A 13,913-nucleotide genomic window follows, 5' to 3' on the forward strand; every position below is an offset into this window, starting at 1 on the left:
TTAGCGCTGACCAAGTTGCAAAGTTTTACTAAGCATCTGCTTAGCAGCATCCGCTACCTGAACATTCGTTTGGTACGAACGCGATGCAGAGATCATGTTTGTCATCTCTTCAACCACATTCACATTCGGTTTATAGATGTACCCGTCTTTGTCAGCACTCGGATGGTTTGGGTTGTATTCAACCTGCAGTGGTTTGTCACTTTCAACAATCCCCAGCACCTTCACACCAACCGAAGAGCCCATCGTATTAGGATGAGCAGCCGCTGCTTTATTCAACTCAGCAGCAAACACTGGGTGTCTGGCTCTGTAAACCTTATCCTGACTTGAGCTAATGCTGTTTGCATTGGAAATATTACTGGCGGTCGTATTTAAACGGACATTCTGAGCGCTCATGCCTGAGCCCGCTATATCAAAAACATTATATAAACTCATGATTACCCACCTTGACCACTAAGGGCTTTCTTTAGCCCTTTAAATTTACCAGATAAAAAATTCAAACTAGCTTGGTACTCTAATGCATTTTGTACATACAAGTTTCGTTCCACTTGTATATCCACAGAGTTACCATCACCAGTATCTGCTTGATTTGGCGTACGATATTGTTCAATACCATTATTTAATTGAGTCCCACCACTGAGGTGTTTCTCATTGGTTCTCACCATCTTATTGCCGCTTAGCTGTGCCGATTTTGCCGCTTTAAAAGCCTGACCGAAGTCGATATCCTTAGCCTTGTATCCAGGAGTATCTGCATTGGCTATATTACTTGCCAAAATTTCAGCACGCTGAGACCGGATCAGCATAGTGTGGGGATGAACCCCCAATGCTTTATCAAAACTAATTGCCATAACCCGACTCCAAAAATTTGACTTAGTGGGATAAAAGCAAGAATAAGGCCAATATTTTAGTGGCGGAAAATTGCCGCATTGCCGACAACGCTACAGACAGCTTACGAAGGATTAAGCGTCTAAATAAGTTAAGCTATTCACTACTGAGAGCGCCTAAGACTTCTTATTTGACTGGGGCTTATGGATTAGCATCTATCCTTATATGGTGATATGTAATACTAATACCAAATTAATTAAATTTGTGATCTAATGTCAAAATCCAATTTTCATCGATGTGATTGTGATTTTGCAGCCCTCTGAATTTATTAAGCTTTCCAAACAGACTAAAGACCCAAGAAAGAAAGTGCGTATACTCGCACTGGCTCATTTCTTTGAAGGTAAATCTCGCTATCAGATTGCTGAATATTTAAAGGTCAGTCGTACTAGCGTAAACAAATGGGTCAAGACTATCTCGATTATGGATTAGAGGGCCTGGAAGACCTGGGAAGACCTGCCTCGCTCGGGCCGTCCTTGCAAACTGGATGATGCACAACTGAAGCAGCTTAAAGCATATGTACTCGACTCTATAGACCGCACGGAAGGTGGTCGGCTAACACTAGAAGATATTCAGCAATATATATCTGAGTCTTTTCACATAGAATACGAGTTATCAGCCGTTCACAGATTGTTGAAAAGACAAAACTTCTCATGGATCAGCAGTCGGTCAATCCACCCTAAAGGAAACCATGCTCACCAAGAAGCTTTTAAAAAACTTCGAGCTGGAAACGATCCTTCACACTCAGGGACACCTGCTTCCTGAACGTATTGATGTGTTGTTTCAGGATGAGGCGCGATTTGGTCAGCAAACTTCGACAACAAAGGTTTGGGCTGAAAAAGGCTCACGTCCAAGAGTTGTAAAGCAGCAACAATTCGAATATGCCTATCTATTTGGTGCAGTGTGTCCAACAACTGGCGAAACAGAAGCACTCATCTCACCTATAGTGAATAAAGAAGTCATGTATTCTCATCTGGAGCAAATATCACAAAGAACTCAACCAGGAAGAATGGCTGTGGTCGTCATGGATCGCGCAGCCTGGCACTTCAAAGATGGTTTGGTAAAAGGCCTGGAGAATGTAGTGATCATTAGGCTGCCACTTATACCAATTTCACTTAATTAAGCAAATTGGTATTATTCGCCAGAGTTAAACCCCATAGAACAAGTGTGGAGTTGGCTCAGACAACATAAGTTATCAAGCAGAACCTTTGCAAACTACGATGACATTCTGGATCAGGTCAGCGAAGCATGGAATGCGTTTATCTCATGTGCTGACAGGGTGAAATCATTGTGCTTTAGGGACTGGATAAATCTGACCAGTTAATTGTTCAAAATGGTATAACACGCACTACGCGCCGAGAGCCCCCACAGGGAGTTGTGCCCAAAGGTTGCTAGGGACGAGCTTCACCATCCAACCAGCTTCATAGATGAATAGATAGCGCCATTCTGCCTACACCATTTTAAATCGCTAAAAGCAAAAAACCCGCTGCATTACTGCAGCGGGTTAACAATAAGGCCCTGGCGATGTCCTACTTTCACATTGGAAACCCCACACTATCATCGGCGCTGTTTCGTTTCACTACTGAGTTCGGCATGGGTTCAGGTGGTTCCAAAACGCTATTTTCACCAGGAAAATCTTTTCTATTTTGTTTTTATTTTTATTAAATAAATTAGGAGCTTGGCAATGTCCTACTTTCACATGGGAAACCCCACACTATCATCGGCGCTATTTCGTTTCACTACTGAGTTCGGCATGGAATCAGGTGGTTCCAAAACGCTATGGTTACCAAGCATAAACTGTTGTGCAAGACGTTTATCAACGTCTCACTAAAATCTGGAAAAGCGTATTAAATTCTGTCGTCTACTTTATTTCTTAACTTCTAACAAACAAAACCACTTTGGCGTTGTATGGTTAAGCCTCACGGGTAATTAGTACGAGTTAGCTCAATGGCTCACACCACTTCCACATCTCGCCTATCAACGTTGTAGTCTTCAACGGCCCTTCAGTTAACTCTAAGTTAAAGTGAGAACTCATCTCGAGGCTCGCTTCCCGCTTAGATGCTTTCAGCGGTTATCGATTCCGAACGTAGCTACCGGGCAATGCCATTGGCATGACAACCCGAACACCAGCGGTTCGTCCACTCCGGTCCTCTCGTACTAGGAGCAGCCCCTCTCAATTCTCAAACGCCCACGGCAGATAGGGACCGAACTGTCTCACGACGTTCTAAACCCAGCTCGCGTACCACTTTAAATGGCGAACAGCCATACCCTTGGGACCGACTTCAGCCCCAGGATGTGATGAGCCGACATCGAGGTGCCAAACACCGCCGTCGATATGAACTCTTGGGCGGTATCAGCCTGTTATCCCCGGAGTACCTTTTATCCGTTGAGCGATGGCCCTTCCATTCAGAACCACCGGATCACTATGACCTACTTTCGTACCTGCTCGACGTGTCTGTCTCGCAGTTAAGCTGGCTTCTACCATTACACTAACCGTACGATGTCCGACCGTACTTAGCCAACCTTCGTGCTCCTCCGTTACTCTTTGGGAGGAGACCGCCCCAGTCAAACTACCCACCAGGCACTGTCCTCAACCCCGATTAGGGGCCTAAGTTAGAACATCAACACTACAAGGGTGGTATTTCAAGGTCGGCTCCACACAAACTAGCGTCTGTGCTTCAAAGCCTCCCACCTATCCTACACATGTAGGGTCAATGTTCAGTGCCAAGCTGTAGTAAAGGTTCACGGGGTCTTTCCGTCTAGCCGCGGGTACACAGCATCTTCACTGCGATTTCAATTTCACTGAGTCTCGGGTGGAGACAGCGTGGCCATGGTTACACCATTCGTGCAGGTCGGAACTTACCCGACAAGGAATTTCGCTACCTTAGGACCGTTATAGTTACGGCCGCCGTTTACCGGGGCTTCGATCAAGAGCTTCGCCTAAGCTAACCCCATCAATTAACCTTCCGGCACCGGGCAGGTGTCACACCGTATACGTCATCTTACGATTTTGCACAGTGCTGTGTTTTTAATAAACAGTCCCAGCCACCTGGTCACTGCGGCTCTCGTCTGCTTACGGAGCAAGTCCTTCACAAACAAGAGCGTACCTTCTCCCGAAGTTACGGTACAATTTTGCCTAGTTCCTTCACCCGAGTTCTCTCAAGCGCCTTAGTATTCTCTACCTGACCACCTGTGTCGGTTTAGGGTACGATTCGATATAAACTGAAGCTTAGAGGCTTTTCCTGGAAGTAGGGCATCAACAACTTCACCACCGTAGTGGCTCGTCTCGACTCTCAGCCTTAGCGACCCGGATTTTCCTAAGTCACCAGCCTACAGCCTTTCACATGGACAACCAACGCCATGCTTGCCTAGCCTGCTCCGTCCCCCCATCGCATTTATACCAAGTACGGGAATATTAACCCGTTTCCCATCGACTACGCTCTTCAGCCTCGCCTTAGGGGTCGACTCACCCTACCCTGATTAACATGGGATAGGAACCCTTGGTCTTCCGGCGTGCGGGTTTTTCACCCGCATTATCGTTACTCATGTCAGCATTCGCACTTCTGATATGTCCAGCATGCCTCCCGGCACACCTTCAGCCACTTACAGAACGCTCCCCTACCCCGCGAACTAAGTTCGCAGCCGTAGCTTCGGTGGTATGTTTAGCCCCGTTACATCTTCCGCGCAGGCCGACTCGACTAGTGAGCTATTACGCTTTCTTTAAAGGATGGCTGCTTCTAAGCCAACCTCCTAGCTGTTTTAGCCTTCCCACATCGTTTCCCACTTAACATACACTTTGGGACCTTAGCTGACGGTCTGGGTTGTTTCCCTCTCCACGATGGACGTTAGCACCCACCGTGTGTCTCCCGGATAGTACTTTACGGTATTCGGAGTTTGCAAAGGGTTGGTAAGTCGGGATGACCCCCTAGCCTTAACAGTGCTCTACCCCCGTAAGTATTCGTCCGAGGCTCTACCTAAATAGATTTCGGGGAGAACCAGCTATCTCCCGGTTTGATTAGCCTTTCACTCCTAGCCACAGGTCATCCCCTAACTTTTCAACGTTAGTGGGTTCGGTCCTCCAGTCAGTGTTACCTGACCTTCAACCTGCCCATGGCTAGATCACCGGGTTTCGGGTCTATACCCTGCAACTTAAGCGCCCAGTTAAGACTCGCTTTCGCTACGGCTCCCCTAAATGGTTAACCTTGCTACAGAATATAAGTCGCTGACCCATTATACAAAAGGTACGCAGTCACCCTCGAAGGGCTCCTACTGCTTGTACGTACACGGTTTCAGGTTCTATTTCACTCCCCTCACAGGGGTTCTTTTCGCCTTTCCCTCACGGTACTGGTTCACTATCGGTCAGTTGGGAGTATTTAGCCTTGGAGGATGGTCCCCCCATATTCAGTCAAAGTTTCACGTGCTCCGACCTACTCGATTTCACTTTAAATAAGTTGTCGTGTACGGGACTGTCACCCTGTATCGTCATACTTTCCAGAATGTTCCACTAACTACATTAAAGCTTAAGGGCTAATCCGATTTCGCTCGCCGCTACTTTCGGAATCTCGGTTGATTTCTTTTCCTACGGGTACTTAGATGTTTCAGTTCTCCGCGTTCGCTTCGTTAACCTATGTATTCAGTTAACGATGACCCAAAGGGCCGGGTTTCCCCATTCGGAAATCCTAGTCTCAAGCGCCTCTTACTGGCTTGACTAGGCTTATCGCAAGTTAGTACGTCCTTCATCGCCTCCAACTGCCAAGGCATCCACCGTGTACGCTTAGTCACTTAACCATACAACCCAAAATGGTTTTTCTGCGCCTTTGTCTCCCATGCTGCGTTCCTTAAATATTTTACTTGGTTACAACCAGTAAGGTTGCGCCCTGCGACAAAATATTTAAGCGCCTTGCCTGAAAAACAAATTCATTGAAAAATCTATTTTAAGCTGTAGTGCTAAAGACAGTTTTAACTTCGCCAGAAGTTAAGTAATACTAAAGTAGACGCTAATTAATCAAAGAATGATTAATCGGCATTTTTCTTTCGAAAACTCTATAGAACAACAATTTTCATTGTTATTCCGAGAATTTAATATCAGCTTTCCAAATTTTTAAAGAGCAATATTACTCAGTAAGTAAACTCACCAAGCAACAATCATCTGTGTGGACACTTCGAACAAATCAGTTCTAAGTCGATAAGGAGGTGATCCAGCCCCAGGTTCCCCTAGGGCTACCTTGTTACGACTTCACCCCAGTCATGAATCACTCCGTGGTGAACGCCCTCCCGAAGGTTAAGCTATCCACTTCTGGAGCAACCCACTCCCATGGTGTGACGGGCGGTGTGTACAAGGCCCGGGAACGTATTCACCGCGGCATTCTGATCCGCGATTACTAGCGATTCCGACTTCATGGAGTCGAGTTGCAGACTCCAATCCGGACTACGACATACTTTAAGTGATTCGCTTACTATCGCTAGTTCGCAGCACTCTGTATATGCCATTGTAGCACGTGTGTAGCCCTACACGTAAGGGCCATGATGACTTGACGTCGTCCCCACCTTCCTCCGGTTTATCACCGGCAGTCTCCTTAGAGTTCCCGACCGAATCGCTGGCAACTAAGGATAAGGGTTGCGCTCGTTGCGGGACTTAACCCAACATCTCACAACACGAGCTGACGACAGCCATGCAGCACCTGTATCAGAGCTCCCGAAGGCACCAAACCATCTCTGGTAAGTTCTCTGTATGTCAAGTGTAGGTAAGGTTCTTCGCGTTGCATCGAATTAAACCACATGCTCCACCGCTTGTGCGGGCCCCCGTCAATTCATTTGAGTTTTAACCTTGCGGCCGTACTCCCCAGGCGGTCTACTTAATGCGTTAGCTTTGGAAAAGTTGTCCGAAGACCCCAGCTCCTAGTAGACATCGTTTACGGCGTGGACTACCAGGGTATCTAATCCTGTTTGCTCCCCACGCTTTCGTACATGAGCGTCAGTGTTGACCCAGGTGGCTGCCTTCGCCATCGGTATTCCTTCAGATCTCTACGCATTTCACCGCTACACCTGAAATTCTACCACCCTCTATCACACTCTAGTTGACCAGTTCGAAATGCAGTTCCCAGGTTAAGCCCGGGGCTTTCACATCTCGCTTAATCAACCGCCTGCGTACGCTTTACGCCCAGTAATTCCGATTAACGCTCGCACCCTCCGTATTACCGCGGCTGCTGGCACGGAGTTAGCCGGTGCTTCTTCTGTCAGTAACGTCACAGCTAGCAGGTATTAACTACTAACCTTTCCTCCTGACTGAAAGTGCTTTACAACCCGAAGGCCTTCTTCACACACGCGGCATGGCTGCATCAGGCTTGCGCCCATTGTGCAATATTCCCCACTGCTGCCTCCCGTAGGAGTCTGGACCGTGTCTCAGTTCCAGTGTGGCTGATCATCCTCTCAAACCAGCTAGGGATCGTCGCCTTGGTGAGCCGTTACCTCACCAACTAGCTAATCCCACTTGGGCCAATCTAAAGGCGAGAGCCGAAGCCCCCTTTGGTCCGTAGACATTATGCGGTATTAGCCATCGTTTCCAATGGTTGTCCCCCACCTAAAGGCATGTTCCCAAGCATTACTCACCCGTCCGCCGCTCGTCATCTTCTAGCAAGCTAGAAATGTTACCGCTCGACTTGCATGTGTTAGGCCTGCCGCCAGCGTTCAATCTGAGCCATGATCAAACTCTTCAATTAAAAGTTTTTTGAAACCGAAGTTTCGTGCTCAATGAATTCTGATTTTGATACCTGTCGGTATCGAATTGACTGTGCTGAATAAACTATGTTTATTCCGTTGGTCACTCAGCTCAATTGAGACTCTAAATTTGTTTGCGTCATCTAGCGAACTAGAATCTGCTGTTAGAACTCAATCTGTACGAGTGCCCACACAGATGATTGCTTCATATTTTTAAAGAACAGTATAACTAACCTTAGTTAGTTACCGCAGCCTTGCTGCAAAGTGGAGCGCCATATTAACCGCTTCACTTTTAAAGTCAACTAGAAAATTTAATTTTTCTTTATTAAGCTTTCCGTTTGGCTTTCCCTTCACTTGGCTCGTTGCTTTTCAGCGTTGTGCCCCGTGTCGGTGGATGCGCATTATAGGGAAATCGAAACCCAGCGCAACCCCTTTTTTGAAGAAAAGTGAGAAAAAACACCTTTTCGACCATTTTACATACAGAACAGCGTAAAACCCACAGCTTTGTCATCAAATTTTCACCTATTTGACACAATATAACTGCTAGGGGATCTAAGTATTGTACATTTCAGAAGAGACGCAAGTAAAAATGGCGCTTTTTTGCACCATTTTTAGCCGCGGAAAGAATTAGTACAAAAGACTGTAGAGTTTTCGACGATAGCGAGCAGCAATTTCATCACCTTCTGGTAAAGAGGCAATGATATCAAGGTAGCCTTTTTTGGCTTCTCCAAAATTCATGTCTTTTCTTAGTACAGATATCAGGCTTTCCAATGCATCAGCTTTTTTGCCTGTGTCGACCTGGGCCTGAGCCAGTTGACATAATATAGATAAATCATCCGGTGAAGCTTCTGCTTCGGCCATAAGACGCTTAAGTTCAGGTGACTCCTGAGCCTCTTTTGCTTGTTCTAACTTTGACTTTAAGTTAGTGAAGTAGGCATCCTGAGATTCTGCTGGGACAGACGCTAATAGCGCCTCAGCTTCTTCTACTTTTTGTATTTGAATACAGATATCTGCAAATACCAGCAAAACTCTTGGGTTATCTTTTGCAATACCGTAGGCCTGCTTTGCCAGTGCGAAGGCATCATTCAACTCACCATTAGCGAGCGCTTGCTTAGCTTGATCAAGTAAGATCAGCTCAGGCGAAGGCAGGTGCTCCGACAGAGCCTTGGCAATCTCTTCTTGTGTTTTTGCACCAGGGAGAACATCTACAGGCGTGCCCCCTTTGAGCACAACCAAAGTCGGTAACGCCTGAAGGCCGACTTGTTGAGCTAATTGAGATGCAAGCATTTGCTGTTGATCGCAATCGACCGTAGCAACCACTACATTATTTGGATATTGCTGAGCAAGCGCATCAAGAATATCAGCTTGTGCAATACAGTTTGGTTCCTGAGCGCTAAAAAACGTCATTAATATGAGCTTTTCAGGATCCGAAGATGCCAACACCTGTTGAATGTTTTCCGGTGTAAGTGAGATTTTATTTTCCATGTTCAACCCAGCTTTGATATTTGACTATCTATATGGTGACATCCATACCAATTACAAGGCAAATATAATATCCGATTAAGCCGCAGACTTTCGACGGCCAGTTTTAGTACTTGCGCGCTTTTTAGTTCTTTTTTTAGAAAATGAGGCTCTGGAACCAGATTTACCACTTTTCAGGCCACTAAATATGGAACTGTCACTCGTATTCGCGCGCTCGATAATACCTGCTATTTCATTTTCAAGGGGGTGCATAAATGATTGATAGGTTTGTTCTTTTATTGCGATTTTCGCCAGTTGTGATTCCCACAATGCCGTTCGGTCTGGCAATGACAGATCTTCGGGAAGCGTCTTGACGAGCGCGACTCCTAACTCTGTTGATTTAATACTTTTGCCATTTCGTTGTAAGAAACCTCTTTTAAACAATAAATCGATTATCCCCGCTCTGGTTGCCTCAGTACCCAATCCATCGGTCTCTTTCAACACTTTCTTGATGTCTGAATTCGACACAAACCTGGCGATGCCAGTCATAGCACTTAACAATGTTGCTTCGGTAAAATGGCTGGGGGGTTGAGTATGTTTCTCGATTACCTCTCCTTTGAAACAGTGAAGTAACTCGCCGACTACCAGCTGGGGCAGGATAACTTGCTTCTTTTCTTCTACTTTAAATAAGCGTTTAAAGCCCAGGTCGATGATCTGCTCGGCCTTAGCAACAAACACCCCACCTGCAATTTCTAACTCCACCTTGGTTTCCGTATATCGATAGGCCGGGTAAAACTGCACCAGATACTGAGTACAAATGAGCTCGTAGACTTGCTGCTCGTACTGGCCTAACTGTGCCGTTTTTAGCTTCTTTGCTGTTGGAATAATCGCATGGTGTGCCTCTACTTTTGCATCATTCCAGCATTTACTTTTCAAACTCAGATCTGCCCCAGCAACTTTATCTTCCTCTAACCCCTGGTTATTTAATGCCGCATCCAATACCTGCTTTGACTCAGTAAAATGCCCCTTTGGCAGGTAGCGATTATCCGAGCGGGGATAAGTGATCAGTTTATGTCTTTCGTAGAGCGTCTGGCAGATATCCAGCACTTGTTTAGCAGACATACCAAAGCGTTTGTTGGCATCGATTTGTAGCGCCGATAAGTTATAAGGTAAAGGGGGGTTATGTTTCTTTGGCTTCGCATCTATTTTTTTAACCTGAGCATCTTGCCCCAGTACCCGCGACGCAACATTTTCTGCCAGCCCTTTAACCAGAACTCTGCCCTCTTCATCCATATAAGGCTGACAGGCCTCACTGGGTTGCCACTTAGCGCTAAATTCGCTCCCATCACATTTTTTTACATGAGCTTGCACCTCATAAAAAGGCTTAGACACAAAGTTATCAATTTCAATATCCCGCCTGACAACAAGCCCAAGGACCGGTGTTTGTACCCTCCCTACTGATAGCACTCCCTGGAACCCCGCTTTCTGCCCTACCAGTGTATATGCTCTGGTTAGGTTCATACCATACAACCAGTCTGCTCTTGCTCTGGCCAAAGCAGAAACACTTAAAGGTACAAACTCCTGATTCATACGCATTTGACTTATTGCTTTCTTTACTGCTGATGGATTTAAATCACTGATCAGCAGCCGCTGGGTGGCTTGCTTTTTAGATGCCGATGGCTTTGCTTCCTGCAGCACCTCATCAACAAGTAACTGGCCTTCTCTGTCTGGATCCCCTGCATGAACCAGAAACTTAGCTTGCTTGATCAGCCTTTTGACAATACTGAGTTGCTTCTTGGTTTTGGGCTTCGCTTTAAATTGCCAATGCTCTGGAATAATGGGTAAGTGAATCATTTGCCACTTTTTGTATTTAGGATCATAGTCCTCTGGAGCAGCCTGCTCCAGCAAATGGCCAATGCACCAGGTAACACAATCTCCATTGGCCACCTCAATATAGCCATCATGCTTTTTATGTGGTTTAGGCAAAACATCTGCAATGGCTCTGCCAAGGGAAGGTTTTTCGGCAATATAAAGTTTCATTATTGAAATAACTGTATGTATTTACAGTTATGATAGTCAACTCTGACGGTAATTGCCAGAGTTGACCCTGCAGGACATGCAGATAGAGATGGAACTTAAGTTTTAAGTAGATTTAACTGCTTGTGCTTTTGCTCCACTATATAGGTCAGGGCACTTGCTGCTTGTTCTACTTCATCGGCAAAGCCAGACAGCTCCGCAGCGGCGTCAGAAATACCTGTTGTGTTGGTGCTAATTTCCTCTGTCACCATACTTTGCTCTTCCGCCGCGGTCGCGATTTGTGTTACCTCATTTGAAATACTGCTTAGTTCGCCCACTAAGCTACTCATTAACTCTGCAGACTCTCGGCAATATGAAACCGCTTGTTCACCCTGACTGACGGTCCTTTCAATGATCTGCTCCGAGCCTGTCACTTCACTTTGAAGATTATCAATGAGCTTGCTGATGTCATCGGTTGAAGCCTGCGTTTTTGAAGCCAGTGCGCGTACTTCATCAGCGACCACAGCAAACCCTCGACCTTGTTCACCTGCCCTGGCCGCTTCTATCGCCGCGTTTAGCGCAAGTAAATTAGTTTGCTCAGCAATGGCACGAATAACATCCAGGATTTTGGAAATATCACCACTTCGCTCAGAAACCTTGCCGAATGCATTTTTTGCATCTAATACCTGCTCGGCGATTTCCTGCACTGTCTCTGTTGTTCTGACTATACTTCGTTCACTACTTTGCACCGTCTCAACAGCATGATTTGTACTTGAAGCTGCTTTTTCCGAGGCTCTGGCAACTTCTGTTGCTGTTGCACTCAACTCGTTAATTGCGGTCACAACACTGTCTATTTCAAGATGCTGATTCGATACCTTGTTTTTAATATTGATGGCAGCTTCTGTTGTCTTGTGAGATTGGGCATATGACTCCTCAGCCAACTCCTTGAGATCAATGATCATGCTCCTGAGTTTATCAGTGAAGCGGTTGAAACCATTGGCCAGAGATATCAACTCAGCATGGTGACTCACTTCCAGTTTATGAGTCAGGTCGCCTTCGCTAGAAGCCAGGCTATCCACCCGCTCTTCTATATAGGTTAATGGGCCGATGATGGTGTTAATCAGTACAAGCGCCAGGCCCAGTGCCACAGCCGCAACGACGGTGCCCAAAAACAACATCCAACGCCCAAGGGAGTTGGTTGATTCTTCTATTTGCTGCTCTATCTGAGTAACAGATGCCAGTGCAACCTCTTTAGGTAATTCAATAACCAAAGACCAGGTGGTGTTCGCAAGTTTGATTTCAATAGGTACAGCAATAGCCAGCATATCTCCTATTTCACTGAACCCGCCTTCCTGATGTAAGTTCAATAATTTATCAGCTACGTCCGGGTTTACAGACTCTTTCAAAGGTCTGGCAAGTTTATCGTAATGGCTGGCACCAACAACCAACCCCAACTTACTGAGCAAAGAGACTTTCGCTTGCCCCTGATAAAGGGACTCTGATAATTCATCAACCAGCTTCTGGAATACCGGCAAGTTCACATCAACCCCTACCAGCCCCTGGAAACGCCCGTTAACATCAACTGGTACAGTTAGTGATGTCATCAGCATCTTATTGCCTGGAGAAATCTCGTACAAATAAGGCTCCATAATACAAGGCGCCACGCTATCGCGCGCACAGAGATACCATTCGGCTTCGCGAAGTCCAAACTCGTTACGTTTATCTAAATATTTATCAGCCGCAGACTCAATTTGGTGTTGCGTGATCCCGCTCGCATCACGGGTGAAATATAGTTCCAGCGTACCATCGCCCGGTGCAGAGTGACTGGCCCCAGACGTATAGGCTTGATCTTGTTGGTCATATCCATTTGGTTCAAACTGAGCATACATTGAGGATACAAAACGATTTTGTTTCAATGCGCCGGCGACAAGATCTTGCACCTGACTCCGCGCCAGTGGTGTGCTCACAGAAGTTTCTTTCAGAGCTCCTGCCAATGTATAAGGCACCCGATAAGCCGAGTTGATAAACTCTGCAACCTGGCGTGCATAGTATTGTCCCTGTGCCGTTAACCCCGTTCTAATCTCCTGATAAGCCAGCTCTCTGAGTTGTGTACTCTGCACTTTGTTCTCTTTTTGCAGGTTCATCCACATAGTTGTTACTAGCAAGGCAACAAGGGCAGTCACCAGCGTGACCACAAACAGGATAAGCTTCTTCTTGATGGACATATGCTGCATATAAAACACTCACAAATGGTTGTTTATTGGGATAACTTTAGCAAAAGTTTCGCTATCTTGCGTATTCTAAAATGACAGCTTTAAGTAATTATGACTACACTATTGGGCGATTTTTTTACATTAAACAAGGATAGTGCATAATTCGTACTGATTACGAAGAGTTGAATGGGTGAGAGCCGACTAGACAGCTCAGCAGGATGAAAAGTTGGGGATATATACAAAAGGAGTCGCTGTTAAGCACTACAGCGACTCTCGATTAAAAAAAGCTCAGTCTTCCTCAATCTTATCTTTGCCACGGGTAGACTCATTACTGTCTAATCTGTGATGAATAGCTGATTTAATCAGCATATAGCCACTAATAGGCGCGGTAATAAGCAAAAACATAGAAATAAGAATTTCTTTCACACTTACACCTTCGCCGTAAAAGCCATAATAAGCCATTGCTGCAAATAGCAAGCAAGCCATACCCAAGGTCGTTGCTTTGGTCGGTCCATGTAATCGCATGAAGAAATCCGGCATTTTGACCAGGCCGATAGAACCGACCAAAACTAAACTACCGCCTAATAATAACAAAAATGAAATAACCCATTCCATCATTCGCGCTCC

At 45.9% G+C, this 13,913-nt stretch carries 6 protein-coding genes, 4 rRNA genes and 1 pseudogene; 1 reads left to right on the forward strand and 10 read right to left on the reverse strand.

Annotated features, from left to right (window positions below; translation table 11 throughout):
* Both flgC and flgB read right to left on the reverse strand, forming a co-directional pair.
* Entirely contained in the window at window positions 1–432 is a 432-nt protein-coding gene (flgC, locus tag ELR70_RS19005) for a flagellar basal body rod protein FlgC (protein WP_054015564.1), read from the reverse strand.
* A 2-nt stretch (window positions 433–434) separates the two neighbouring features.
* On the reverse strand, window positions 435–845 hold the full coding sequence (gene flgB, locus ELR70_RS19010) for a flagellar basal body rod protein FlgB (RefSeq protein ID WP_010385596.1): 411 nt from the start codon (window positions 843–845) through the stop codon (window positions 435–437).
* Between the two features lie 286 nt (window positions 846–1,131).
* Here flgB and ELR70_RS19015 point away from each other — a divergent pair.
* Window positions 1,132–2,203 (forward strand): annotated as a pseudogene (locus ELR70_RS19015) (IS630 family transposase).
* A gap of 192 nt (window positions 2,204–2,395) precedes the next feature.
* Here the strand turns inward: ELR70_RS19015 and rrf (ELR70_RS19020) are convergent.
* From rrf (ELR70_RS19020) to ELR70_RS19055, 8 genes are all read right to left on the reverse strand, one after another.
* Window positions 2,396–2,510, reverse strand: a 5S ribosomal RNA gene (rrf, locus tag ELR70_RS19020).
* Between the two features lie 45 nt (window positions 2,511–2,555).
* A 5S ribosomal RNA gene (gene rrf / locus ELR70_RS19025) occupies window positions 2,556–2,670 on the reverse strand.
* 117 nt (window positions 2,671–2,787) lie between these two features.
* A 23S ribosomal RNA gene (locus tag ELR70_RS19030) occupies window positions 2,788–5,667 on the reverse strand.
* A gap of 398 nt (window positions 5,668–6,065) precedes the next feature.
* Window positions 6,066–7,598: ribosomal RNA gene (locus tag ELR70_RS19035) — 16S ribosomal RNA — on the reverse strand.
* Together the 16S, 23S and 5S rRNA genes form the textbook arrangement of a ribosomal RNA operon.
* Window positions 7,599–8,223: 625 nt before the next feature.
* A complete protein-coding gene (locus ELR70_RS19040) occupies window positions 8,224–9,081 on the reverse strand; it encodes a tetratricopeptide repeat protein (protein ID WP_054015295.1) in 858 nt (285 codons plus the stop codon).
* A gap of 75 nt (window positions 9,082–9,156) precedes the next feature.
* Window positions 9,157–11,097 (reverse strand): DNA topoisomerase III, encoded by a 1,941-nt coding sequence (locus tag ELR70_RS19045; RefSeq protein WP_054015296.1) that lies wholly within the window; start codon window positions 11,095–11,097, stop codon window positions 9,157–9,159.
* Between the two features lie 95 nt (window positions 11,098–11,192).
* Entirely contained in the window at window positions 11,193–13,307 is a 2,115-nt protein-coding gene (locus tag ELR70_RS19050; protein WP_054015297.1) for a methyl-accepting chemotaxis protein, read from the reverse strand.
* Window positions 13,308–13,574: 267 nt separating this feature from the next.
* Window positions 13,575–13,904 carry a Na+/H+ antiporter subunit G gene (locus tag ELR70_RS19055; protein WP_054015298.1) on the reverse strand — a complete coding sequence of 110 codons (330 nt, stop codon included), beginning with the start codon at window positions 13,902–13,904 and terminating at the stop codon, window positions 13,575–13,577.
* Window positions 13,905–13,913 lie beyond the last annotated feature (9 nt).

The sequence above is a fragment of the Pseudoalteromonas sp. R3 genome (genome assembly GCF_004014715.1).
In the GTDB taxonomy this organism is placed as follows: domain Bacteria; phylum Pseudomonadota; class Gammaproteobacteria; order Enterobacterales; family Alteromonadaceae; genus Pseudoalteromonas.